The following is a 23,261-nucleotide window of genomic DNA, read 5'->3' as shown; positions in this document are numbered from 1 at the left end:
GTCTCTGTCTGGCCCTCAAACGCCGGGCGCGAACCATCCGGTTCGCTTGGCTGCGCGGCATAAGCCGCATCACGCAGTCGTGTTCTGGCTACCGCAACCAAGATCCAGCGGACAACAGACTATTCTGCGCCTTTCTCGCTCGCAATCCATGCATCGACATTTTCTTCCATAATCGACAGCGGCACAGGGCCGTTTTTCAAAATCACATCGTGAAATTCGCGAATGTCAAAATCTTCACCCAATTCGGACCGCGCGCGGCTGCGCAATTCCATAATCTTGAGCTTGCCAATCATGTAAGCAGTCGCTTGGCCGGGATAGACGGCGTACCGCTCAATCGCCTTGCGAATATCGCCTTCCGGGTTGGGCGTATTATCGGTCAGGTACTGGATCGCCTTTTCCCGGCTCCACCGTTTATCGTGAATGCCCGTATCCACCACCAGGCGGCAGGCGCGCCACAATTCCATGCCGAGCCGGCCAAAGTCCGAATAGGGATCTTGATAAAAACCCATATCCTTGCCCAATTCTTCCGAATACAGGCCCCATCCTTCCGAATAGGCGGTCACGCCGCCAAAGCGCCGGAACGCTGGGACATCGCCCAATTGAGTCTGGATCGAAAGCTGTAAATGGTGGCCGGGCAACCCTTCATGATAGGCGAGCGCTTCCAGCTCGTTTTTTGACATATCGCGCAGATTATACAGGTTCACATAATAGGTGCCGGGCCGCGAACCATCGGGCGCAGGGCGCTGATAAAACGCTTTGCCCGCGCTTTGTTCGCGGAATGCTTCGACGGGTTTGATCACCAGCGGATCGGTTGGCAGAACGCCGAAAAACTCAGGCATTTTTTCGCCGAGCGCGTCAATCTTGGCCGTTGCATCAGCGATGTATTCTTCGCGGCTGGTGTAGAAAAACCGATCATCTGTGCGGGTGAACTGGAAGAAGTCTTGCAGACTGCCTTCAAAGCCAACCGTCTGCATAATTTCCCGCATTTCGCCGTGAATGCGGTCAACCTCGCGCAGTCCGATAGTGTGAATTTCATCGGCGGTTAAATCGGTGGTGGTGTAATTGGCGAGCAGCGCCTTGTAATAGGCTTCACCTTCGGGAAAGCGCCATACGCCGTCATCGGTTGGCGCAGTGGCTTGCTGGCGCTTCATTTCAGCGAGCAGACGTTCGTAAGCGGGTTTAGCAGATGACGTCCACGCCGCCTCGGCCTGAGCAAACAAATCTGCCGATTGGCCCGTAGACAATTTCAGACCATCAATTTTCTCATAAATGTCCTTTAAAATGGCATTTTCTTTGTCGGCAGCCAGCAAATTCTCCACATCTTTGATGACATAAGGATACACCCAGTCCGGCGGCATCACCCCTGCATCAGCACGTGCTTTCGCTTTGGCTGTCAATGTGTCCAATCCGGGGCCAATCCCTTCGATCCGGCTGATATAGGCCTTCGCATCATCCACATCGGTAACCCGATGAATGTTGATCAAAAACGCCGGAAGCTGGCTTTGCGAACCGCGCATTTGATCGAAAATCAGATCATATTTACGAAACGGAAATAGCGATGCCTGGCGTTTGGCCATCGCATCAAACAGACGATAGGATAAAGCATCAGCTTCTGACAATTCGGTGAGATCATAGTTATCGCGCATTGTCTGGGCGGCCGTCTGCAGCAAATCATTGCTCGCAACATCTGCCGCATCGGAGAAGTCGCCCCAACGGCTGTAATCCTCGTCACGAATGCCGCGATAGGATTTTGACACCGGCGATAATTCGAGCTGGGCAGCGTCATAATCGGCGAAAAAAATGTCCATATCCGCCGCTGCGACTTCGGCCACTTCTTGCTCCATTGAACTGGTTGCCGCAACAGGGGCGGGCGCGGAACTGACCGCATCGCCGCCATATGATCCCGAACAGGCGGCCAAACTTGCCGAAGCGCAGCCAAGCATCATATATTTGCGAACCATCATCATTCTCCTGAAAAAAACGTGCATTCCATTGGTAGCGTCTAATCAGGAAAGGGTATGCATGGCCAGATGCACTGCGCAAGTTTTGGCAAAAAAAAAGGGGGGGCAGCGCCGTAGCCCGGATTGCCCTTAACGCCCGGAAACTCTTCGCATAAGCGCAAGATCCCTGCGGCGCGCGGGCTACGCCATAGGGCCAGATCCAGGAAACCTATTGAATGGAAATGACAGGTTTAACCCATGTTTATCTCTCATTGTGATCAATGCCCGGGTGAATCTGGCCTGTGAATCTGGCCTGTAAATCGCCGTCTGCTGATCAATCCATATCGACACCGGGGAACCTGCCCGGCATAAGGGGCAGCTATGTTGTTCCGCCTCATTAAACCTGCGCTTTTCACTCTGGAACCGGAGCGCGCCCATTCGCTTACCATTGCGGGCCTGAAAGCGTTGCCGCCGCGCAACCCGCCGGCGCGGGGCAAACTGGCCATCAACATTGCCGGTATAGATTTTCCCAATCCGGTAGGGATTGCCGCCGGGTTTGATAAAAACGCCGAGGTGCCAGATGCGTTGCTCGGCCTCGGATTTGGTTTTGCCGAAGTCGGGTCAATCACGCCTTTGCCGCAAGCAGGAAATCCCAAGCCGCGGCTGTTTCGCCTGGCACAGGACCGGGCGGTGATCAACCGGATGGGCTTTAACAATGGCGGCGGCGAAGCAGCGGCACAGCGGCTCGCGCAGCGCCGATCGCGCGGCGGAGTTGTGGGAATTAATATTGGGGCAAACAAAGATTCACCGGACCGGATTGCCGATTATGCGCAGATGACCACATTGATGGCGCCGCTCGCCACCTATCTGGCGGTCAATATTTCCAGTCCCAACACGCCGGGTCTGCGCGCGCTGCAAGATGAAAGCGCGCTGGTCGCTTTGCTGGATGCGGTGGTCGGCGCGCGTGCTGCCGCAGTGACACCCGAAAAGCCGCCGATTTTCTTGAAAGTCGCGCCCGATCTGATGCCCAGGGATATCGATGCCATTACCCGCATTGCAATGGAGAAGGGGCTTGGCGGATTAATCGTCTCGAATACGACCATCAGCAGGCCGTCCTTACAATCACATCACGTCGCGCAATCAGGCGGCCTGTCGGGCGCGCCGCTACGCCCGCTGGCCCTTCAGCGGATACGCGACTTTCGCACCGCGACCGGCGGCGCCTTGCCGTTGATCGGTGTGGGCGGAATTGGCAGCGCAGATGATGCGTGGGAGCGAATCCGTGCCGGCGCCAGCTTGGTTCAGCTTTATAGTGCTCTGGTCTATGAGGGGCCCGGCCTCGCCAACAAAATTTCGCGCGGATTATTGCGGCTTATGGCGCGTGATGGATTTTCCACCATTGCCGAGGCTGTCGGAACGGAATAGCACGCAGCCCTATGGATATCGCAAAGATCGCAAAGCGTAGTGTGATTGTCGCGGCCAGCTGCATGGCCCTGGCTGCCTGTCAATCTGCCTATGATGCCCCTTCGGCCAGTTTGCCAGCCGCGACACCGGACAGCGCAAGCACCATGTCAGGGGCCGTCAGCGCGCCTGATCCGCGCGCCCAGGCCGCAGGTGAAGCCATGCTGGCACAAGGCGGCACAGCAACCGATGCAGCCATAGCGGTCATGCTCGCTCTGACCGTCGTAGAGCCGCAGAGCTCCGGAATTGGCGGAGGCGGGTTTATGATCCGCGGTACGGCAGCGGGCGATGTTACCAGCTATGACGGGCGCGAAACTGCGCCTGCGGCCGCTGGGCCCGAATGGTTTTTTGGCGAGGATGGCGAACTGCGCGATTACAGCAGCAGTGTGCGCAGCGGGTTGAGCGTTGGCGTGCCGGGCAATATTGCGCTGGCCGCCAAAGCCCATGCAGACCACGGTACGCTCGCCTGGGCTGATCTGTTCGCCCCCGCCATCGCCTTGGCGCGAGACGGTTTTGCCATGAATATCCGGCTCCATGAATCCTTGTCGGGTCAATATGACCGCGCCGGACTGACCGCATTGGGCCGCGATTTATATTATGCTGGCAAAGATACCCCCAAACCCGTGGGAACTCTCATCAAAAACCCTGAACTGGCACAGGTTTTCACCGAAATTGCCGCTGCCGGACCCGATGCGTTTTACCGCTCTGCGTCGGCTGAAAGCATGGCCGCAGCGGTGCGAGAGGCCACTCCGAAGGCCGATGGCATGACCGCGCAGGACGTGGCCGGATATGAAGCGAAAGAGCGCGGCGCGCTTTGCGGAACCTACCGCGCGCACCGGATTTGCGGCATGGGTCCGCCATCTTCCGGCGCAGTCGCGGTGTTGCAGATACTGGGGCAGATTGAACGGTTCGACATCACAGCACTGGGCGCTGACAACCCGGTTACGTGGCATTTGGTACTCGAATCGCAGCGCCTCGCATATGCTGACCGCGAGCTCTATCTGGCCGATAGCGATTTTGTCGGCGTTCCGGTCGAGGGTCTGGTCAGCCGGAGCTATCTTGATGCGCGCAGCAGGCTGATTGATCCGGCAAGAGCACAAATCTCCGTCCGGCCGGGAAACCCCGACGGCGCAAATGCAGCGTTGGCCGATGGCGATGAACCGCCTGAAAACGGCACCGCGCATCTGGCGGTGATCGACAGCAGCGGGACAATGGTCAGCTATACCTCGACAGTCGAGGGCCCGTTCGGCTCCGGCCTGATGCATCGCGGGTTTTATCTGAACAACGAGCTGACTGACTTCAGCCGGTCACCCGAAAGCGATGGCAGGCCGGTTGCCAACAGGGTGGAAGGGGGCAAGCGGCCGCGCAGCTCGATGGCCCCGACCGTGCTTTATGCGCCCGATGGCAGCCCGCTGGCCGCGATTGGTGCAGCGGGCGGCACCACCATCCCGGTACAGACCGCGCGAAGCATTATCGGCATTGTCGATTTCGGCATGTCTGCCAGAGAATCACTCGGCCTGCCGCTGATTATGGGCTTCGGAAACCGTGTGATGATCGAAGAAGGGACCTGGATGGAGACACGCAAGGCGGCATTTACGGCTTTGGGGCATGGTGACATCATCGTACGCAGCCCGCCTTTGAAGGCCGGAGCGATCACTTGGAGCGGGAGCGGCTGGGACAGCGCGCGCGATCCGCGCCTGGATGGTAAGCTGGAAATATCGCCCGCGCCCGCGGCAGAGGCCAGCCCTCAAGCCAGCCGTTAAATTCGGGCCTGATATCGCCGCTTGCCGCCCGCAAACAGGAACTCTAAATCAGCACCAGCCGTTACAGCGGAACTAATCTGGGAGCAGGAGCGCATTTTGCAGCTATCCGACGTTGATACCGCCAGAAATCTGGTCGAACTTTTTCTCAAGCGCGCGGACGAGAAAGGCGCCGAGGCTTTTCTTGGCGCGAAACGCGACGGATCTTGGCAGACACAAACATGGCAGGACGTGGCCGATAAGGTCTGTCTGCTGGCAGAAAACCTGCGCAAGATCGGGCTTGAACGCGGCGACCGGGTCATGATCGTTTCAGAAAATCGCCCTGAATGGTGCATTGCCGATCTGGCCATCATGGCAGCCGGATGCATTTCCGTTCCCGCCTATATTACCAATACAGAACGCGATCACGTGCACATTCTCGATAATTCCGGCGCCAGAGCCGTGTTCGTGTCTAACGCGAAACTGGCAACGCCGTTACTGCCGGCGATCATGCGTACAGGGATCGCGGAACATTTGATCACAATTGACGATCTGCCGCCATTCCAGTCGGGCGACCTCACCTGCCGCAGCTGGGCATCGATGGTCATCGGTGATCCGCGCGCGGCACGCGCCGCCGTTAACGAGCGCATGGCCGCCATAGGCCGCAATGAGACGGCCTGTATCATCTATACCAGCGGAACCGGCGGTGCCCCGCGCGGCGTAATGCAGCATCACGGTGCCATCCTGTGCAATGTGGCCGGAGCCGCCGAAATTCTTGAAGCCGATTTCGGTCTGGGCGAGGAGGAACGCTTTCTCAGTTTCCTGCCGCTCAGCCATGCCTATGAGCATTCTGGCGGGCAATATTTGCCCATCGGCGCGGGCGCGCAGATATTCTATTCCGAAGGGCTGGAGAAACTCGCCAGCAATATTGAGGAAGTCCGCCCGACGATCATGGTCGTGGTGCCGCGCCTGTTCGAAGTGCTGCGCACACGTATCATGAAGCAGGTTTCGCAGCAGGGCAAAGTTGCAAATTACCTGATGGACCGCGCGCTGGCTATCGGGGAGCACAAAGCCGAAGGGCGCAACCGCCTTCGCGACAAGCCGGTGAATATGATGGTCGAGAAGCTGCTGCGCCCCAAGATCCGGCAGAAATTCGGGGGCCGGATCAAGGCGATGGTATCCGGAGGCGCACCGCTCAACCCCGATGTCGGGATTTTTTTCGACGCGATGGGCCTGACGATGTTACAGGGGTACGGCCAGACCGAAGCCGGGCCGGTCATCAGCTGCAACCGCCCGGCTGCAGGTATCGCAATGGATACGGTTGGCCCGCCGATGAAAGGTGTCGAGATCAAAATAGCAGAGGATGGGGAAATTCTCTGCCGCGGCGAGCTGGTTATGCATGGCTATTGGCAGAATGAGGCCGAGACGCGGCGCACACTGATTGACGGCTGGCTGCACACAGGGGATATCGGCCATATCGACGCGCAGGGGCGGATCAAGATCACCGATCGCAAGAAAGATATGATCGTCAATGACAAGGGCGATAATGTCGCGCCGCAGAAAATTGAAGGCATGCTGACATTACAGCCTGAAATTGCACAGGCAATGGTGGCGGGGGACAAGCGCCCCTATGTGGTTGGTCTGATCGTTCCCGATGCCGAATGGGCGCTGGCCTGGGCGCGCGCCAATGATGAAAGATTCGATATGGCCGCATTGCAAGATTTGCCTGCATTCCGAAGCGCGGTCAGCGATGCGGTTTCCCGCGTAAATAAGGAGCTGTCGATAACCGAAAAAGTCCGCCGGTTTGAATTCGCAGACGAACCCTTCGCGATCGAAAACGAGGAAATGACCCCAAGCCTGAAAATCCGCCGCCACAAAATCCGCGAGCGATATCAGGAGCGGCTGGACGCTCTGTATAAGAAGTGAAGCCAGCGGGTTATTTTGCTTTCAGAGCAGACAAGCGAGCCGGATTCGCAAAGAGATTGCTGACATGGTGCCGTATTGATTGGCTGTCCTTCCTGACATCGCGCAGGAACGCCTCGCATTCATTTTCCGACCAAACCCGGTCGGGAGTAACGTCTGCGGAATCTCTGGGCAAATGCCGCGTTACTATAAATGGCTGGCCGCTGGTATCGAACACCTGCTTGACCGTGGCATGCGCCAATAGATTGCGAATGGGGCGGTTTCCCAGCCAGCGGGCAATGCGGCGTTCAAAGTTGCGGAGCCGTCTATCGTCGCTTGACGAAAGAATATCGCGCACGCTCTGCAAATTTCCCAAAGACCCATGTTCGATTCTGTACCCCAAGGCGACCGATAGCCGTCCCAATGCCTGTTCCGCATCGGCGAAACTGGTCAGTACCGAAGCAAGCCACACGAGCGGATCGGTAGATATCGGTTTCGGATCAACAGACGAGGCTGGCCGAATGATGGATGGGCCGATTGTCATGCCATTTTCCCGGCTGACCTAAGCCGCCTCTTTCTCGATAAATTCAGGAAAGAAGCTGGGTTTTGCATCGGACCAGCCGGGCGCGGTTGCGGCGGCTTCACTGAGGCTTTGGAGCAACATCTTGCGGCGGTCAGGGCGGATCTGCGGCAAGGCAGCGGCGGCGCAAAATGCGCTGGGAAGCCACGGACGGGCATCGGCACCCAGCAGCCTTTCATATAGAAATCGAAACGAGGAAAAACACTCGAGCCGCTCCTGCGCCAGATCAAAGGCGGCGACCCGGGTAAGCTTGCCAATGAAACCCTCGATCGCGTCAAAGCCTGTACCCACAGGCGTGCTCTCGCGCAGTGTCTTGAGTTCCTGATAGGCGACATATTGGCTGCGAATGGCGGCATTTTCCGCCGCATTGCGGGCCCACACCTTAAACGCATCCTGACGGCCCAAACCGATGTCGAGGCTGCGCCGGATGTAACGTTGTTCGGCCGCTTCAAAACTCGCAAATTCGCGCATTTCCGCGATTGTCAGTGATGCAGTGCTGGTAGCGGCCATATCGATGTTTCCTTTGTGACCTGGAAACAGTGGCCGATCATGGTTAATTTTAGGTTAGCGTGCCGTTTTAAATCAAGCCGGCCAGGGGGCTGCTTGGATCGGCATATTTGCGGGTGGCCATCCTACCTGCGAGATAGGCATCCCGCCCAGCCTGTACTGCCAGCCTCATCGCACGCGCCATGCGAACCGGGTCTGCCGCCTCTGCGATGGCGGTGTTCATCAAGACGCCGTCCACACCCAATTCCATCGCGACCGCGGCATCCGATGCCGTGCCGACACCGGCATCGACCAGTACCGGGACGCTTGCACCTTCCACAATCAGGCGGATGGTCACGCGGTTTTGAATGCCAAGGCCCGAACCGATCGGCGCACCCAGCGGCATGATCGCGACCGCGCCCGCCTCTTCCAATTGCTTCGCCGCAATCGGATCATCGACGCAGTAGACCATCGGGTGGAAGCCTTCCTTGGCGAGCACTTCAGTCGCTTTCAGAGTCTCGCGCATATCCGGGTATAAAGTGCGCGCCTCGCCCAGAACTTCCAGCTTGACCAGATCCCAACCGCCCGCTTCGCGCGCAAGGCGCAAAGTCCTGATCGCATCATCGGCTGTGAAACAGCCCGCCGTGTTGGGCAGATAGGTAACTTTTTTGGGATCGATATAATCGGTGAGCATCGGCGCGTTTGGATCGGTGACATTGACGCGCCGAACCGCGACCGTCACGATCTGCGCACCCGATGCCTCCAATGCGGCCGCATTCTGGGCGAAATCCGTATATTTGCCCGTCCCGACAATCAGCCGCGAATGGAAACGGTGCCCGGCCACTGACCAGCTATCATCGGGCCAGCTATCATCGGGCCCGGTATCGCTGGGTTCGGCGGCATCAGCCGCGTGGTCGCCGCCGCCGACGAAATGCACGATCTCCAGCGTATCTCCATCGGACAAAGGTGCATCAGCCAGAGTGGAGCGCGGCACGATATCGCCATTGCGCTCCACCGCGACTTTTGCCGGATCAAGCGCCAGCTCTGTCACAAGCGCGGCAATAGTGGCCGCAGCAGTTCGGCGCATATCGCCGTTTACGGTAATGGATCGGTCTGATGTTTTGCGCTGGGTCATACCCGCCAAATAGCGTTCAATGCGTATCAGGCAAGGGCGCGCGCAGGTTAAGAATATGACCAACCGATACGAGACTGACGCCAATCACGGTCAACACCACCTCATACATGCCGTGCGGGACAGCCAGTGCCCCGCCCATGAAAGTAAGACCCATCATAGCGACCACAAACGGGACCGCGCGGCGATGCTGGATTGCACCCCACCCGATTGCAACCGCCGCGATGATCAGGGCTATGACCAATCCGTAGCGATGGATTTCCGGCGCGAGCAGGAAATCGCCGCCAATGCCAAGCGCGGACACGATCAGAATGCTCAATAAACAATGCGCCGCACACAGCCCGGAAAGGACCAGTCCTGCGCGGTCGAAGCGCGACCGAATCGATTGCAATGCACTGTTCATCGTGCTGGCTATCTATGTGACCTTATATCATTTCGCAAGATGCAAGTGTTGTAAGGTGCAAGTGTTGTTGCGCATATTGGTCTTGCCTATCGCGCGGCGGATCATCATTGGGAGTGCTATGAACGCAGCCGTGCCCTCTGCCGCAACTTCACCAGCGGCACTCAGAATCGCTGGACGCCCAGACCTGCTGGCCAAGTGGCTGTTTGCGGTCGCAGGCGTGATTGTGATTATGGTGATAGTCGGCGGGATCACGCGCCTGACCGAATCGGGCTTATCTATAACCGAGTGGAAACCCGTGACCGGCGCCATACCGCCGCTGAATGAGGCGCAATGGCAGACGGAATTCGAAGCCTATCAGCAGATCGGCGAATATCAGCGCGTAGCAGGTCCTGCCGGGATGACGCTGGCGGATTACAAATTCATCTATTTCTGGGAATGGTTCCACCGTCTGCTGGGGCGCTTTATCGGGCTGGTTTATGCCCTGCCGCTGGCGTGGTTCTGGATGAAGGATTACATCCCGACCGGGTATAGATGGCGGCTGGCCGCTTTGCTGGCACTGGGCGGACTGCAGGGCATGTTTGGGTGGTATATGGTTCGCTCCGGCCTCTCGGCCGAAATGACCGATGTCAGCCATTTCTGGCTGTCGGTCCATTTGCTGACTGCGCTCTTTACATTGGCAGGGCTGGTATGGACTGCGCTTGATCTCAGGCGATTATCCGCCATTGCAAATGCGCGGCCCGCCCGCTTTACCGCTGCCGCATGGTGGGTGAGCATCATCTTGTTCATCCAGTTGCTGCTCGGCGCGTGGGTGGCAGGGCTCAATGCAGGCCTTGCATCGGACACATGGCCATTGATGCAGGACCGGTTCGTCCCCGAATTCAGCCTGTCGCAGGGGTGGTTATGGGCGGTCACGCATGACCCGTTTCTACTGCATTTCCTGCATCGGTGGTGGGCCTGGATTGCCGTGGGGGCGCTGATCGTGCTGGCGCGCAAGACCAGACCCTTTGATCGCCGTGCATCTGCGGCAATCCATACTGCCTTTGGTATTCAGATCATTCTGGGCATTGCAACCGTGTGGACCGGGGTCAATCTGTGGATTGCCACCGCGCATCAGGGCGTTGGCGCATTGCTGGTCGCAGCCGCTGCGTGGGGTATGCATCTGATCGGACGCACTGCGGATTAATGCTGGCGCCTGTTACGGTACGTAGGGACATAGGGTTTGGCATTGCGCCAAATTACGGGTTTAGCCGGTTTTGGATGGTTTTTCGCGGTTTTGCGGTTGGAAAAGTTCATGCAGATTGGTGCGCCGCACCGACAAAGCGCGAGATAAAAAGCCTCTAAATAACCTCTAAGACGGGTCTTTACGGTCGCTTAAAAGGCAATTATATTTACGTTATCATGGCGATGCATTGGTCATCCGGCCCATAACCGGATACGTTTCGGACGTTTCAGATGGGGGCGCTGTGAGCGAAGTGTGTACATCGGGCATTTTCTTTCGGGGAAAACCGTCTAGGACGTAATGCTCGGGGGCGCTTCGCGCTTGCTAATTCGCGCGATAATTCTCCCAACACCGTTTTCGGTTATTCCAAGTTTTCGGGCTATGGCGACGATAGAGTGACCTTGCTTACGATAAAACCGTACTCTCTGCTCTCGTGCCAGAGGAATGCGGATTGTGTCAGGCGAAAACTCACGGGCTAACAGTTCGGCTGCATGAGTACCGATCGAAGCAACGATTTCGTGACCTTCTGGGATTTTGGTCGGAACATACAGCCGTGTTCCACCAACTGCCTGGCAGAGACGTACAAATGCCTCCTCCCCTAATAGTGAAAATAGTTGGCCAGAAAGGCTATCGCTTTCCGATAAATCCGACATTAAACTTTGCCCGCTTGCACTTCATAAACGGCGGACGCAAAATCGATACTGTGGCCAAACCCTGCTAGCTTTTTTTGATATGCAGCGGCTTTCTGAGACAGCAACACAGCTTCCATTTGCGCAGATTGATTTGAGTTTATTGACGGGTCAGTGCTCCGAAGTTGTTCAATGAAGCTCAAAATTCTTTCATCGGAAGCGCTCGGGCTAAGTCCAAGCGCCTGAATTATTAACGCTCGAAATTGCGTGTCGGTATCTTGTGAATGCATTGTGATAAGTCCCTCTAAATTCGGAGTATTGGTCAATGTAGCGCGCAATATGGCCACGATTTCTCCGCTCTTTTTGCATTTTATTACCGGAGAAACACCGCGATATTCTCTCTTTTGCATTAAGAGTAACCCTGTCGGCGTCCATTCCACCCGCCCCCAAATACCGTTCGCGCGTTGTTGCAATTCAACAATCCATCCACGTGCAGGCGAAGGGTTTCCTTTGGGTGCAGCCAGATCGCTGGCGTGGTTTTCGCAAAGCACTAATTTATCGCCAGCGCTCGATAATGACGCCGAGATTATTGCCTGAGCACTGGCGTAACGATAAGGCCCGCGCCCATCTTTCGTTTGGATTTCGCCTTTAGGCAGCAAGTGCAACCAATTAGGATTTTCCTCACTGACTTCAGTTAAAGCTATAGCTTGGCAAAAGGCAATTTCGTCACTCACTGGAGCCGCCAGTCGCAATGCGGGCCGCATCTAAGGTCCGGGTAAGTTCATCCCTCTCAGCATGCATGGCTTTCAGCTTTTCAGACAACTCTGACAACAGCTTCTCACGCTCATCGCTCTTCAGGCCACCATCAGCAGCCGGACAAAGTTTGGCAACCAACGACGGTATCTCCGCCGCGATTTGATCGCGTAAAAAGTAGGTAATAGCGGCAAAGTCGAGATTGGGTGCGTCGATACCTAGTTTAGACGGCGGGATCAGGCTTTTCCAAGATGGTTTAAGCTTTGCTACCGAGAGAAGGTGGGCGGTTTTATCATTAAGCGCGTTACTGGCATTTACGCCAGTAGCATTCTCATCATTTAAGTACCACGCGAGGCGGCGCTCAAAATCTTGGCCCGCGTCGGTTAATCCCCTTTTAAACGCGGCAACGATATCATCTGTGTGCGGAGGGGTCAGTAGTATATTGTGCTGATCGGTTTCCAGCTCCGAAATCCGCTGGTTCACTTCGTCCAGGCGTGCGCGGGCCTTTGAAATCGCGCCCGCCAACCCATCGACTAGTTCCTTGAGTGCCATATTCAGTACGCCTTAGGTTGTGAGTGCTGCACCTGAGTTTCCAAGGTGCGATGGATATCAGGTGCAGCACTGTTTTTTGTGCTCGAGATATCCATCAAGATATACCTCGAAGCACTGCGGCAATTATGTGAGAAACTAATGGCTTATTTAAGCTGACATATGTCAGCCAATACCTTCGGTCAAAAACTTGCCCGTGATGGGGTTAATCAAAAAATGACCCCTGCGCCTCGTCCAACTTTTCCCGAAGTAATCGATAAACGTGACGTTCTGAAAAATCCGTATCCAACGCAATTTGCCGGATTGTCAACGCCCCTTGCGAACGCAGTTCGTATACGCGAGCCCGGTTAGCAGCCATTTTCGGAATATCGATTGAACCACCTCCTACCAGATCGGATATCAGTGACGCGGTTTCTTTTCCCAAAGCAGCATAAATAGGGTGATGCTCCCCAATGTTGCGCGGGACATATAGTCTTGTGCCCCCAAATTTCTGGGCGAGTGCGGTAGCCACTTCCAGTCCTACCTCGTTGGCCAGTTCAGCTATCGCGCGCTCACTAGGGGTTACATGCGCCATCATTTTTAACGAACCGGAAGGATGCCATGGCGATTTCGCAAGACACAAACGTGTGCGCGGGACATGCCAAGCTTCTGGGCAATGGCCTGATCTCGTAAACCCATTGCATTGAGCATTCGGATATCCTTGACCGTCTTTTTAGCTGACGAGTTTCCGAGACCCAGCTTCGCCCGTAGCTGAACAACATACCCCTCTGACAGTTTTAACTTCTTAGCGATAGCCGAGACTGAAGAGCCTTCTGCGCTCAATTTAATTAGTTGTTCCTCGAGCTTCAAACGATGGGCGTATCTTTCGGCCTGCCCCAGCGCAGCATCCAGGGCCTTGCCCGCGCCTTTCGTTAGATCGCCTGCAGCTACGCAATTACGGTAGCGCCGCCGAACATTCTGAATTCTCGCCAGCTGCTTTTTCCGGCTAATCCTAGAAGGCATGTGCCACCCTAGCGAGGATATGCAGTAAAACAGCCTCAAAAATCGATTTAAGAGGCTCTAAGAGGGTGGTCGATGCGACTTCTGGGAAAAATGTACGTATCGGCCTAAATGAGCGCTGCAAAAGCCGTATTTCGCGGTTGTGCCGTTGCGCAAATTCGCGCGGGCATCGGTTACGCAACATTAAACAGGCCTTGCCACTGATGCCACACGTCCAATCAAGACCGCCTCACCGTCTCTCACAGAGTAATTGTCAAACTGTACATTATCGGCCGTCAGGGTTACTTCGTGTCCGAATTTGCATGTATAATGGATACGCCGGATTAAGAGTCTTCCTGCAATCTGCACCGCCCAAATACGGTCCTGCATTCTGTGAACAGTTTCACTTTTTATTACTGTGGCACAATCGCCGCATTGCAACGTAGGTGCCATACTGTTGTCTGTGACCAATAAGTGTACAATGTCGTGACCATTTTCACTAAGAAAACTTGCGTTTTCTTTGAGCGCGAAGCGTGCGGCATGCGCATATACATGACGCGGTAGGACCAAAGATTTCCCCGTGGCTTTCATTTGCATTCGTACATCTCCCATGTCTATTTTTCGTGAGTTTTGGAGGCTAACACGCACCAATGACGGCTCGCACCATATCTTTGGATATGGGTTGACCAAGCGCTTCATCTTTTAGTTCATCAACAAGGTCCGCAATCCGACGAAAACTGCGCTGTTGCCCATTTTTAGCAAAGAAGAATTTTACTACGGCATCAATTGCGCGCGGGTCGTTGACACCTTTGGATTTCACAAATTGCTCAACATCTGCCATTTCGACATCTTCGTAAGAAAGGCGCTCACGGTAGAGCAGGCGATCCTGCATACCCTCATCAAGAATACTTTCCCCTTGTTTTGAGGCCTGAAGTGAGAGCTCATTGTTGCCGACAAAGATCATGCCGATTGGGAATGTCCCTCGGCAATGATAGTGCGGTTCGTTATAGTCTCTGAGGGCATCAATCGCACCATTTGTCAGTCGCTGTGCCTCATCAAACACGATTGTTAAGAGCGGAAAGCTTTCTGCACTTTCAGATCGCGGTAACCCGCCACCTATTCGCTCTATTTCGACTTCGATACAACGCTGCAATTCGCAAATACCGCTCGCTACATAGCGAGACGAATGCGGCGATCTTGACCGTAAGGCTAGAAGCAGTTGTTGCAGCGCCTGCGGGCCGCTGGCACCTCGTTTTGTGATGCGGGTCAAAAAGACATTTTCAGCATTGGCAGAGCGAAACGCCTCGGTGGCGGTAGATTTACCGATACCGGGAGGGCCGACAAAAAACGATGCTCGGCGACGTTCGTGATTAATTTGCATTCTCGCTACCAGTCGCCTCAAGACGCTGGTTTCAAGATATCTAAAGGCGCTTGAATCGCCGCCGTTAGCATTGCCCCAAGTTTCGTTTATTTCATGTAGTCTAGAGGTTTTACTATCTGCCATGTTGAAGCACCTTTTCGAGCCGTTCGGTTCGGCGTTTGTCGAGCTCACGTTTGTGATCGTCTTGGTCATTTTCTTTGATGGTGGGTTTCTGCGCAAAATGACGTTTGAGGCCAAGATCGCTGACACTCGCGCCCTGATCTAAAAAGCGAGGATTTCCCGGAATATCGATGCGCTCTGCACGGCGGGCCATGCGGAGCTTAACGTCAACAGGGTCTATTGTGTCAGCATCTTGATCAAGCTTTGCCACGCTACGCTTATATGCTTGCTTGCGGCGTCCGGCGTCCTGAGCGCCTGAAATATCGTTGGCGGGATAGGGAAAGTCTTCGGTTAGGCGCACTGGACCGTGTTCTGGCAAGATTGCTATTGGATCGACGCCCTCCCGCCAAGGTAACAATACTTCAATTTCGGATCGACCGGGTAAGTCGGTGAATTGAGGGTGCCAGTATTTGATACCATTAAGCCCTATCCCTGATTTGTTGAGCTTCAAGTATTTTCGTTCGCAAAAAGCTATTTCAAGCGCGAGTGGCTGCGGTAGCGTTGGCCGCCAACCGGCAGCAATTTTGTTTTGAAGGACTCTGTTGGGTGATTGGCCTGCCCATTGACCACCCACAGCTCGCTGGTGATAATATGCGATCAATCCGCCAACGGTCTGCTCGAACTGTTCCCAGCTTCCTTCGAATGCGTCCGGCTCTCGGCCATCATTTTGCGTTTTTTTGTTGGTCCGATCACCGCCGGTGTAGCCTCGTAGAGATGAAAAGCAGTACCGGTCCAGTCTCGCAAATAGCGGCTCAATAGGCTTTGCCTGTGCATTGTAAGGCTGTGCCCGCACGATTTCGCGCCCTTGGACACCGTTGAACAAGGCAATGGCGGGAATGATCTTGTCAAGCCCGCCAAACTCGGAACCATTGTCGAGATAGAGTTGGCGCGGCAAGCCCCACTGCGGATCATTACACATTGCGATAAATGCTTCGATCACCAGTTTTTGATTTATGCTCCGGCGCTGTGGGCACAATACCAGATAGGGAAAAATACGACCGGTCCCGCCGTCCATAAATCCAATGAGCTTAGGATAGGCTTTGCGGCCATCATCTCGCGTAACCATGACATCAAGGTGCTTTACGTCTGCAACTACCATATCCATTGGCGCAAGCGCAGTCCAATCGCGATGGATGTGCGGCAATGCATTTCGAAAGGCTTTGGCGTCGTTGTTTCGCGTGTTGACTATCTTATAGCTTTTCCACTTGCGAATGCGCCTCCTACCCACTTTACATAGAGTAAGCGGCATTGGTGTGTTCAATTCTTCGCAGTGCTCAAACAGGAGGAAATTTGCTAATGAGCCTATGTCATTTTCCCCGGCGTCTGCCGCACGCGACTTCCACAGGCCTTTGATTGTTTGGTCAACGAACGACCCTAGCTCGGGAAGCAATTGCGCAGAATGTCCGGCCTCAATGAATGCTTTGTCGAAGCGCATTGAGATCGCACATCTAGGCTCCCCAGCCGTTGAAGGGAGTTTGCGCATAAGTCCTTCTATGCCGTGGAGGTTGTAATTCTTGATGTGTCTTTGGATCGTTCGCAGAGGCTTGCCGGTATTTTTGACAATTTGCCGCGTCGCCACACCGCGCTGAGCAGGGCTAAGCTCGTTACCAATAGCAGTTTTGATTAGCTCATAGAGCGCTAGAGCTCGCGCTGTTTCTGCGCTTGTGGCGATTTTCGGATGATGGTCGATTGCAGCCCTTTCCGATGGGCTTATAGGTAGTGCTTTGGGCACAGAGCTTGATTGCAGCTTGAGTGTTGGGGGTAGACTGGCCAGCGCAATTTGATATTGTGAGCCAGAATTCCCGCCTGGGCTGGGCGCTATTCGAATTGCAGCGGAAGGGAAGATTGTTGAGCATCCTCCATCTGCAATCTTTTTTAGATGATAGCGTATTGTCCGAGCAGAACGGCCCGACAGTTCGGCGAGTTGCTCCACCGTTAACCATTCTGGACTGGCTTTGCTCATTTTTGCACATCGCTTTTGGCGGCTGTAATTATTCTGATTTTCAATAATTTCGCCTTTGGACCATTTGTGTGACCAGCGGCAACGTGATATGCATATCCCGGATCAATCCTATTAGAACGGCACCAAGCCTTGAAGGTTGTGCCCTGTAAAATGAAGCCCGTGCGGATGCTCCGCACAATGTTGGAACTTAATGCCATATGCCTAACTTCAACTCGGTTGATAATTTGCGATATCGCAAATAATCGCATTATGCAAGCGATGATAGATTTTGTTGGAGAAGTTGAGGATGTCATCAACGAAATGAAGCTGCGCGCTTTAGTCGCAACTGATACTGAATTGGCATCGGCGCTAGGCACCACTCAATCTAACGTTTCGACATGGCGCAAACGGGGCGCAGTCCCCAAGTCGACACTCCTAAAATTTGAGCAGATAATAGCGGAGCGAGTAAATGAATCGCTACTTCATGTGGCAAGTCGAATGGTAGCCTATCGTTTGGCGGAATATTGGATTTCAGGCCTCACCGGCCCCGCTGCTAACGAAAAGCGTTGGGTGGTGACTACGTGTCTTGCATACGGGCATTTTGCACTGATCCGTGCAATTGAGCACAATATTGAAAGCGAGTTTTTGAGGACAGGCCTCCCTTATATGGAAATCGCAGCAGGCTATATCAAAGAAGAAGCGTTTTTGAACAAGCTGAAGGAGTGGATGCAAAAACAGTCCTTCGATGAGATTCTTGCCCAATCCACCTAATACATGTTGCCGCAAAGTTGCCGCACTCAATACCCGTGCTTGCCGGAATACCCCGGAATATGGTGAGGCAAGTTAGCCCTCACATTTTGGCGGCGTGGAAGAATTTTGAATTGGAAAATCAGGCCTTTATCAGCCGAGTGCGGCAATACTCCTAACAGCTCTCACCGCCAAAATGCAAAACCCGCTATAACGGCCCATGCCCTGGCCAGATAGAGGAGGTATTATTTTACCTCCTGTCTAAACCGCAGAATTACTTGACTTGCATGTACTTAACGAACAAACGCGCCGCATCTGCGAAACGTGAAATCACGATTCGCAACATATTTCATATTTGAAAATCATTTCCCGCCAGTCTGGCAGGTTTGGCAAATCACAGGAATGGACACAGCCCATGAAGGCTCTCAGCAAAATGACACAGTCGGCCAAACCGGCTGAGGTCGAAAAGAAATGGCATATTATCGATGCCGACGGGCTCGTTGTTGGACGCCTGGCTGCTATTGTTGCGAATATTCTGCGCGGCAAGCACAAGCCCAGCTACACCCCGCATGTCGATTGCGGCGACCATGTCATTATCATCAATGCCGACAAGGTGAAATTCACCGGCAACAAGATGACCGGCAAAGTCTATTACAAGCATACCGGTCATCCCGGCGGCATCAAGGAAACATCCCCTGCAAAAATACTCGAAGGCCGTTTTCCTGAGCGCGTGATGGAAAAAGCAATTCAGCGGATGATCCCGCGTGGTCCATTGGGCCGTGCGCAGATGCGATCACTGCACCTGTATAATGGCACCGAGCACCCGCATGAAGGCCAGCAGCCTGAAGTGCTCGATGTTGCTGCGATGAACCGTAAGAACAAGGCGTCTGCATAATGGCTGATGAGAATAACACCGTTTCCGATCTCGCGGATCTGAAAGATATTGCCGGTAATGCACCGGCCGCTGATGCCGCTGTTGCTGCCGAGAATGGCGAGGTGGCTGCGGCGCCTGCAACGCCCTCCATGCCGCTGCGTGAGCAAGAGCTTGATCAATATGGCCGCGCCTATGCGACTGGCCGCCGTAAGGATGCGACCGCCCGCGTGTGGCTGAAGCCGGGTACCGGCAAGATCACCGTGAACGGCCGCGATCAGGAAGTGTATTTCGCACGCCCGACATTGCGTCTGGTAATTGACCAGCCGTTCACCATTACCGAGCGTGAAGGACAGTATGACATCATCGCAACCGTTCGCGGTGGCGGGCTGTCGGGCCAGGCCGGCGCGGTACGCCACGGCATCAGTCAGGCACTGACCAAATACGAACCAGCCCTGCGCGCCACGGTGAAGGCCGCTGGCTTCCTCACGCGTGACAGCCGCGTTGTCGAGCGTAAGAAATATGGCCGCGCCAAAGCGCGCCGTAGCTTCCAATTTTCGAAGCGGTAATTCTCGCATCTGCGCGAATACAAAACGGGCGGTCCAGCAATGGGCCGCCTTTTCTGTTAAGCGCCTAAGTAGTTTTTCGCCGTCAGCTATACCGGCGAAAAAACACGCTGTTCTGATGCGATATGCCCGCCGGCAGAAATGGTGACGACATTATAGCCGGGCTGCGCACCGCGTAGCCGCGTCGATAAGGTCCCCGCCCCGATCATACGGACAGATTTATTGCCCGAGGCGCGCATAATATCGAAGGGTACATGCACATGACCGGTCAAAACGGCATCTGCGCCAGCTGCAGCGATGGCAGCAAACGCGCTATCGCCGCCAATAGTTGGGTTCTTGTCCTCAGGACGCGCAGGCAACAATGGATGATGGCAGGTGACGATCTTTTGCCGCGTATCACCGGATAGCTTCCCGAGCGCCGTCACCGTCCGGGCCAAGGCCTCCTCACGGACGTAACCATCCGACCACGGGAAACGCGGCTGTATCCGGACCGTTGTTTTGAGCGGGATCAAGACACAATGCGCAAGCTCGACCGGAGCCCGCACCAGATCAGCCAGTGTCCCATACCGTTTATAGGGCTGGATAAAACGCTCCCACAGATTGTAATAGGGCATATCGTGATTGCCCGGCTCCAGAGTGACCGGCACATTCAGACTGTCAAAAAACTGCCTGGCCCGATCAAATTGCCTATGCGTCGCACGCTGGGTAAGGTCGCCTGTGCAAACCACCACATCCGGGTTTTCAGCACGTACAGCATCAGCAAACCAGGCAATAGCATCCCTATTTTCAGCGCCGAAATGCACATCGCTGACGTGAAACAGGCGGTGGCCGTCAAACATAGCGCGGCTCACACCTTGCCGCTCAGGATCAGCCACGCCGATAATCCGTTCAGGCTACTATAGACGAAATACCCCCATACCGGCGCGGGCCAGCCATTGGCGGCAAGCAGCATGGCGGCAAATAGAACGCCAAATTCTATTGCCAATGCCACTTTGCGGCCATTGGGGTTGGCCAGCCAGGGGATCTGCTCCGTCATCGGGTGGCGGCTATCCATCACGGCCTTATGCAGCGCGAAATTCGCGATGCCGAGACAGAATATGAGTGCGACAGCCATCATATTGCATCTGTGCGGAAACCTTCATCGCCCTGCAAGGGCTGTTTGTCAGTAAATATGCGCCTTACGTCTGAACCGTAATCTTCCGGTCGAGACGCTTGCGGCAATGGTCGAGCGTGTGCTGCGTGCACCGGCCCGCCGCCCTATTACACCATAACGCGATGTGCCTTTCACCCCTTTCTCTCGAAAAGGCCCGCGAATGGAGGAAGTAATGAAAAAGACATGTATGAGCCTTGCGGCAATGGGCCTGCTGACTGCAACCACGCCTGTTTATGCGGAGAGCATTGCGATTGAATATCGTGATCTCAACCTTGCCACAATACAGGGCCAGGACGTGCTTGAACGCCGGATTGACCGCGCGGCGCGCAAGGTTTGCGGCCTGGGCAATCGAAAATCAGGCACACGCATTCCGTCACCGGAAATACGCGAATGTTATGACCAGGCCAAACGGCAGGGGTCGCAGCAAATGGCAACGCTTGTCGATGATGAACGGCTCGGCGGATAACGCGCATCTTTCGGTAACGGGCGGCTGAGTATCACCAATCGTCCTTGATGCTGCGCGCGCCCCCCGAAAATGGCGCAGCCGCTTGGCCCGGATCAGACCAGTCCCCTGATCCGGGCTTTTTTTGCACGATAGGATGCCGATGTTGCGATGACTTTTGCGGCGCTTTTACCGTGTTTTTGCTGGTCACATCACCGGCCAGCCATCGCTTTCACTTTCGGCAAATATGTGCGGCCAATTCGCATGGTGGCGCCGTCAGCCAATTCAACCGACCACACGCCCAAACCGTCATGCTTGAGCCCGCGAATCTTCTCGCGCCGGAGGATATTTGAACGGTGGATCCGGATAAATTGCGTTGGATCAAGGCGCTTTTCCAGGCCTGCAATGGTCTGTAGCAACAGGTAGGTCCGATCGGCTACATGCAACCGGACATAGTCGCGTTCCGCATCGATCCGGCTGACCTGTGACACGTCAATCCGCAGCAACTCGCTGCGGTGCGGTACCCACAATTCGGTCAACCAGTCACTTTGCGGCACATCCTGCGAGCCGCGACGCGCGAAAGCCCGTTCAATCGCACGTTCCAACCGGTCGGTTGCAACAGGTTTCAGAACATAATCAACCGCATCAAGATCAAATGCCTCGACGGCAAAGTGATCATGCGCTGTTACAAAAATGATTGCTGGCCGTTTTTCCAATTTAGCGAGCTGGCGCGCCACAGAGAGGCCGTCCGCCTCTGGCATTGTCATATCCAGTAAAACTAGATCGGGCGTCAATGCTTTGATCAGGCGCAGTGCTGCTGCCCCGTCATTCGCCGTTCCAACAACCGATAATGCATCGATTTTGGTGCAAATAACCTGCATCCGCTCTACGGCCAGCGGTTCATCATCAACAATCAATGTCCTGAGTGTTTTGGGGCCGGTATCACTCATGCCGCGCCCTCGGATTGCTGGAGCGGGATGTGCAATTCGGTCGAGTAGCCGCCATGCACCGGTCCGGCGACCACCGCCGCGTCCTTGCCAAAACGCGCCTCCAGCCGGTCCCGTACGTTGGCGAGCCCAATACCAAAACCGTGTTTGGCAGCACTTTCCTGTGCACCGGGACCATCATCGCTCACGGTAATGACCAGGCGGCCAGAATCCTCGCCCGCAATAACGGAAATGGTGACGGGCCGACTGAGCGGTGCTACTGCATATTTCACCGAATTCTCAATCAATGGTTGTAAAATCATGCCCGGGATCTTGGCATTTGCCAATGCTGCGGGAAGGTCCATCTTGGAGCGCAGACGATCAGGAAAACGGATCGCCTCAATCTCCAGATAGCGCGCCTGCAAAGCAAACTCATCGGCGAGAATAACGTCCGATGTGGGCTCATCCGCCAATGAATGGCGGTAGAAACTGGAAAGCGTTTGGATCATGTGTTCAGCGCGGTCCGCCTTGCCGGTCATCACCAATGCGCTAAGCGAATTGAGTGAATTGAACAGGAAATGCGGATTTACCTGATAACGCAGCGAGCGTAGCTCTGCCTCCTTGGCTTGGCGGCGGAAAGCCGCCTCGCGCCGCTCGGCCCTTTTGGTTTGCGCGACAGCAAGCAATGCAAAATATAAGGAACACCAGGCGAGCAGAAGAAAATACCGGCCAATCGCGATGTCAACGATCAGCCGCCAGCTTTCCCACCCGGTGGGGGCTTTTGCGATCAGAACCTCCTGCTTGGGCGTTCGGTCCGCGCGCGGATCAGGCATATCGGTATCGGCAGGCGTTTCGGCAGGCATCTCGATAAAAATATTACCCGATTCATCCTGGCGGATACCCACCCCGCGATCTTTGGCCATTTGTTGAGCGACCTTGCCCTGTACCGGAGAGAAGACGAGCTGGTTTGTCTGTGCAACCATGATTGCCGCGGGCAAGGACAGCGCCAGCGCAGCCACCACTTTCAGCCAGAGTGCTCGCTCGTCAAACAGCCGCAGCAACAACCAGAGAGCGGCTGTGATTGCGAGGCCGGAAAGGGTAACCAAACCGCGGCGCCAAAGCAGATCGAATTGCGGATCAATTCCAACAATCGACCCGCGCAATGTCGTGAGCACGAAATAGCAGGCCCACAACCCGGCCATAGACAGCAAAACGGTTCGGAAGGGTACGCGGGCGGGTGCGCTGGATGAAAAATCTAAGGCCATAGGATGCAGTCCGTCTAGAACAGAACCCCGCCCCCACGCCA

General features: G+C 55.1%; 24 protein-coding genes. 8 read left to right on the top strand and 16 right to left on the bottom strand.

Going from position 1 to position 23,261, the window contains the following annotated elements; genetic code table 11:
- Nucleotides 1–119: 119 nt before the first annotated feature.
- Nucleotides 120–1,961: a DUF885 domain-containing protein gene (locus WA922_RS05555; RefSeq protein WP_424770726.1), complete on the bottom strand. Its 1,842-nt coding sequence runs from the start codon at nucleotides 1,959–1,961 to the stop codon at nucleotides 120–122.
- Nucleotides 1,962–2,321: 360 nt separating this feature from the next.
- Between WA922_RS05555 and WA922_RS05550 the strand changes: the two genes are divergently transcribed.
- The 3 genes from WA922_RS05550 (at nucleotide 2,322) to WA922_RS05540 (ending at nucleotide 7,063) form a co-directional block, all read left to right on the top strand.
- The gene (locus tag WA922_RS05550; RefSeq protein WP_424770676.1) at nucleotides 2,322–3,362 is read left to right on the top strand and encodes a quinone-dependent dihydroorotate dehydrogenase; all 1,041 of its coding nucleotides are present in this window, start codon (nucleotides 2,322–2,324) and stop codon (nucleotides 3,360–3,362) included.
- 11 nt (nucleotides 3,363–3,373) lie between these two features.
- Nucleotides 3,374–5,161, top strand: coding sequence for a gamma-glutamyltransferase family protein (locus WA922_RS05545; RefSeq protein ID WP_424770675.1), 1,788 nt, complete (start codon nucleotides 3,374–3,376; stop codon nucleotides 5,159–5,161).
- A 96-nt stretch (nucleotides 5,162–5,257) separates the two neighbouring features.
- The gene (locus WA922_RS05540; RefSeq protein WP_424770674.1) at nucleotides 5,258–7,063 is read left to right on the top strand and encodes an AMP-dependent synthetase/ligase; all 1,806 of its coding nucleotides are present in this window, start codon (nucleotides 5,258–5,260) and stop codon (nucleotides 7,061–7,063) included.
- 10 nt (nucleotides 7,064–7,073) lie between these two features.
- On the opposite strand, the gene WA922_RS05535 is transcribed toward WA922_RS05540, so the two are convergent.
- From WA922_RS05535 to WA922_RS05520, 4 genes are all read right to left on the bottom strand, one after another.
- A complete protein-coding gene (locus WA922_RS05535; RefSeq protein ID WP_424770673.1) occupies nucleotides 7,074–7,583 on the bottom strand; it encodes a hypothetical protein in 510 nt (169 codons plus the stop codon).
- An 18-nt stretch (nucleotides 7,584–7,601) separates the two neighbouring features.
- Nucleotides 7,602–8,129, bottom strand: a complete 528-nt coding sequence (locus WA922_RS05530; RefSeq protein ID WP_424770672.1) for a hypothetical protein — start codon at nucleotides 8,127–8,129, stop codon at nucleotides 7,602–7,604.
- Between the two features lie 67 nt (nucleotides 8,130–8,196).
- Complete coding sequence (gene thiS, locus WA922_RS05525; protein WP_424770671.1) at nucleotides 8,197–9,240, bottom strand: sulfur carrier protein ThiS; 1,044 nt, start codon at nucleotides 9,238–9,240, stop codon at nucleotides 8,197–8,199.
- Between the two features lie 16 nt (nucleotides 9,241–9,256).
- A complete protein-coding gene (locus WA922_RS05520) occupies nucleotides 9,257–9,640 on the bottom strand; it encodes a MerC domain-containing protein (protein ID WP_424770670.1) in 384 nt (127 codons plus the stop codon).
- 118 nt (nucleotides 9,641–9,758) lie between these two features.
- Here WA922_RS05520 and WA922_RS05515 point away from each other — a divergent pair, with 118 nt between their 5' ends.
- Nucleotides 9,759–10,823: a COX15/CtaA family protein gene (locus WA922_RS05515; protein ID WP_424770669.1), complete on the top strand. Its 1,065-nt coding sequence runs from the start codon at nucleotides 9,759–9,761 to the stop codon at nucleotides 10,821–10,823.
- A 688-nt stretch (nucleotides 10,824–11,511) separates the two neighbouring features.
- Here the strand turns inward: WA922_RS05515 and WA922_RS05510 are convergent.
- The 7 genes from WA922_RS05510 to WA922_RS05480 form a co-directional block, all read right to left on the bottom strand.
- Nucleotides 11,512–12,222, bottom strand: a complete 711-nt coding sequence (locus WA922_RS05510) for a phage protease (RefSeq protein WP_424770668.1) — start codon at nucleotides 12,220–12,222, stop codon at nucleotides 11,512–11,514.
- On the bottom strand, nucleotides 12,215–12,793 hold the full coding sequence (locus tag WA922_RS05505) for a hypothetical protein (protein WP_424770667.1): 579 nt from the start codon (nucleotides 12,791–12,793) through the stop codon (nucleotides 12,215–12,217). The genes WA922_RS05510 and WA922_RS05505 overlap by 8 nt, the downstream gene beginning before the upstream one ends.
- Before the next feature lie 202 nt (nucleotides 12,794–12,995).
- A complete protein-coding gene (locus tag WA922_RS05500) occupies nucleotides 12,996–13,367 on the bottom strand; it encodes a hypothetical protein (protein WP_424770666.1) in 372 nt (123 codons plus the stop codon).
- Between the two features lie 2 nt (nucleotides 13,368–13,369).
- A complete protein-coding gene (locus WA922_RS05495) occupies nucleotides 13,370–13,792 on the bottom strand; it encodes a hypothetical protein (RefSeq protein ID WP_424770665.1) in 423 nt (140 codons plus the stop codon).
- 180 nt (nucleotides 13,793–13,972) lie between these two features.
- On the bottom strand, nucleotides 13,973–14,359 hold the full coding sequence (locus WA922_RS05490) for a S24 family peptidase (protein ID WP_424770725.1): 387 nt from the start codon (nucleotides 14,357–14,359) through the stop codon (nucleotides 13,973–13,975).
- A gap of 46 nt (nucleotides 14,360–14,405) precedes the next feature.
- Entirely contained in the window at nucleotides 14,406–15,272 is an 867-nt protein-coding gene (locus tag WA922_RS05485) for an AAA family ATPase (RefSeq protein ID WP_424770664.1), read from the bottom strand.
- Nucleotides 15,262–17,271, bottom strand: coding sequence for a hypothetical protein (locus WA922_RS05480; RefSeq protein WP_424770663.1), 2,010 nt, complete (start codon nucleotides 17,269–17,271; stop codon nucleotides 15,262–15,264). Before WA922_RS05480 ends, WA922_RS05485 begins: the two co-directional genes overlap by 11 nt.
- 258 nt (nucleotides 17,272–17,529) lie before the next feature.
- On the opposite strand from WA922_RS05480, the gene WA922_RS05475 reads away from it, so the two are divergent.
- The 3 genes from WA922_RS05475 to rpsI all read left to right on the top strand — a co-directional run bounded on the left by WA922_RS05475 (nucleotide 17,530) and on the right by rpsI (nucleotide 19,437).
- Nucleotides 17,530–18,021 carry a hypothetical protein gene (locus tag WA922_RS05475; RefSeq protein ID WP_424770662.1) on the top strand — a complete coding sequence of 164 codons (492 nt, stop codon included), beginning with the start codon at nucleotides 17,530–17,532 and terminating at the stop codon, nucleotides 18,019–18,021.
- A gap of 391 nt (nucleotides 18,022–18,412) precedes the next feature.
- Nucleotides 18,413–18,892, top strand: coding sequence for a 50S ribosomal protein L13 (gene rplM / locus WA922_RS05470; protein ID WP_424770661.1), 480 nt, complete (start codon nucleotides 18,413–18,415; stop codon nucleotides 18,890–18,892).
- Complete coding sequence (gene rpsI, locus WA922_RS05465) at nucleotides 18,892–19,437, top strand: 30S ribosomal protein S9 (protein WP_424770660.1); 546 nt, start codon at nucleotides 18,892–18,894, stop codon at nucleotides 19,435–19,437. Before rplM ends, rpsI begins: the two co-directional genes overlap by 1 nt.
- Before the next feature lie 86 nt (nucleotides 19,438–19,523).
- Here rpsI and WA922_RS05460 read toward each other — a convergent pair whose 3' ends face one another.
- Both WA922_RS05460 and WA922_RS05455 read right to left on the bottom strand, forming a co-directional pair.
- Nucleotides 19,524–20,309, bottom strand: a complete 786-nt coding sequence (locus WA922_RS05460; RefSeq protein WP_424770659.1) for a metallophosphoesterase family protein — start codon at nucleotides 20,307–20,309, stop codon at nucleotides 19,524–19,526.
- Nucleotides 20,282–20,551: a hypothetical protein gene (locus WA922_RS05455; RefSeq protein ID WP_424770658.1), complete on the bottom strand. Its 270-nt coding sequence runs from the start codon at nucleotides 20,549–20,551 to the stop codon at nucleotides 20,282–20,284. Before WA922_RS05455 ends, WA922_RS05460 begins: the two co-directional genes overlap by 28 nt.
- A gap of 208 nt (nucleotides 20,552–20,759) precedes the next feature.
- Between WA922_RS05455 and WA922_RS05450 the strand changes: the two genes are divergently transcribed.
- The gene (locus tag WA922_RS05450) at nucleotides 20,760–21,053 is read left to right on the top strand and encodes a UrcA family protein (protein WP_424770657.1); all 294 of its coding nucleotides are present in this window, start codon (nucleotides 20,760–20,762) and stop codon (nucleotides 21,051–21,053) included.
- 188 nt (nucleotides 21,054–21,241) lie between these two features.
- Here the strand turns inward: WA922_RS05450 and WA922_RS05445 are convergent, their stop codons facing one another.
- Nucleotides 21,242–21,979 carry a LytR/AlgR family response regulator transcription factor gene (locus WA922_RS05445; protein ID WP_424770656.1) on the bottom strand — a complete coding sequence of 246 codons (738 nt, stop codon included), beginning with the start codon at nucleotides 21,977–21,979 and terminating at the stop codon, nucleotides 21,242–21,244.
- A complete protein-coding gene (locus WA922_RS05440; protein ID WP_424770655.1) occupies nucleotides 21,976–23,220 on the bottom strand; it encodes a sensor histidine kinase in 1,245 nt (414 codons plus the stop codon). The genes WA922_RS05445 and WA922_RS05440 overlap by 4 nt, the downstream gene beginning before the upstream one ends.
- Nucleotides 23,221–23,261: the final 41 nt, after the last annotated feature.

The organism is Pontixanthobacter sp. (genome assembly GCF_049682855.1).
Classification (GTDB): Bacteria; Pseudomonadota; Alphaproteobacteria; order Sphingomonadales; family Sphingomonadaceae; genus Pontixanthobacter.
The sequence above is the reverse complement of the archived record's forward strand: the minus strand, read 5'-3'. Positions and strand labels throughout refer to the sequence as shown.

What these genes read in the sequence shown, in the direction of transcription:
- WA922_RS05555 (WP_424770726.1), bottom strand. Translation starts at nt 1,961, where the DNA reads ATGGTTCGCAAATATATGATGCTTGGCTGCGCTTCGGCAAGTTTGGCC.
- WA922_RS05550 (WP_424770676.1), top strand. Translation starts at nt 2,322, where the DNA reads ATGTTGTTCCGCCTCATTAAACCTGCGCTTTTCACTCTGGAACCGGAG.
- WA922_RS05545 (WP_424770675.1), top strand. Translation starts at nt 3,374, where the DNA reads ATGGATATCGCAAAGATCGCAAAGCGTAGTGTGATTGTCGCGGCCAGC.
- WA922_RS05535 (WP_424770673.1), bottom strand. Translation starts at nt 7,583, where the DNA reads ATGACAATCGGCCCATCCATCATTCGGCCAGCCTCGTCTGTTGATCCG.
- WA922_RS05530 (WP_424770672.1), bottom strand. Translation starts at nt 8,129, where the DNA reads ATGGCCGCTACCAGCACTGCATCACTGACAATCGCGGAAATGCGCGAA.
- thiS (WP_424770671.1), bottom strand. Translation starts at nt 9,240, where the DNA reads ATGACCCAGCGCAAAACATCAGACCGATCCATTACCGTAAACGGCGAT.
- WA922_RS05520 (WP_424770670.1), bottom strand. Translation starts at nt 9,640, where the DNA reads ATGAACAGTGCATTGCAATCGATTCGGTCGCGCTTCGACCGCGCAGGA.
- WA922_RS05515 (WP_424770669.1), top strand. Translation starts at nt 9,759, where the DNA reads ATGAACGCAGCCGTGCCCTCTGCCGCAACTTCACCAGCGGCACTCAGA.
- WA922_RS05505 (WP_424770667.1), bottom strand. Translation starts at nt 12,793, where the DNA reads ATGGCACTCAAGGAACTAGTCGATGGGTTGGCGGGCGCGATTTCAAAG.
- WA922_RS05500 (WP_424770666.1), bottom strand. Translation starts at nt 13,367, where the DNA reads ATGATGGCGCATGTAACCCCTAGTGAGCGCGCGATAGCTGAACTGGCC.
- WA922_RS05495 (WP_424770665.1), bottom strand. Translation starts at nt 13,792, where the DNA reads ATGCCTTCTAGGATTAGCCGGAAAAAGCAGCTGGCGAGAATTCAGAAT.
- WA922_RS05490 (WP_424770725.1), bottom strand. Translation starts at nt 14,359, where the DNA reads ATGAAAGCCACGGGGAAATCTTTGGTCCTACCGCGTCATGTATATGCG.
- WA922_RS05485 (WP_424770664.1), bottom strand. Translation starts at nt 15,272, where the DNA reads ATGGCAGATAGTAAAACCTCTAGACTACATGAAATAAACGAAACTTGG.
- WA922_RS05480 (WP_424770663.1), bottom strand. Translation starts at nt 17,271, where the DNA reads ATGAGCAAAGCCAGTCCAGAATGGTTAACGGTGGAGCAACTCGCCGAA.
- WA922_RS05475 (WP_424770662.1), top strand. Translation starts at nt 17,530, where the DNA reads ATGATAGATTTTGTTGGAGAAGTTGAGGATGTCATCAACGAAATGAAG.
- rplM (WP_424770661.1), top strand. Translation starts at nt 18,413, where the DNA reads ATGAAGGCTCTCAGCAAAATGACACAGTCGGCCAAACCGGCTGAGGTC.
- rpsI (WP_424770660.1), top strand. Translation starts at nt 18,892, where the DNA reads ATGGCTGATGAGAATAACACCGTTTCCGATCTCGCGGATCTGAAAGAT.
- WA922_RS05455 (WP_424770658.1), bottom strand. Translation starts at nt 20,551, where the DNA reads ATGATGGCTGTCGCACTCATATTCTGTCTCGGCATCGCGAATTTCGCG.
- WA922_RS05450 (WP_424770657.1), top strand. Translation starts at nt 20,760, where the DNA reads ATGAAAAAGACATGTATGAGCCTTGCGGCAATGGGCCTGCTGACTGCA.
- WA922_RS05445 (WP_424770656.1), bottom strand. Translation starts at nt 21,979, where the DNA reads ATGAGTGATACCGGCCCCAAAACACTCAGGACATTGATTGTTGATGAT.
- WA922_RS05440 (WP_424770655.1), bottom strand. Translation starts at nt 23,220, where the DNA reads ATGGCCTTAGATTTTTCATCCAGCGCACCCGCCCGCGTACCCTTCCGA.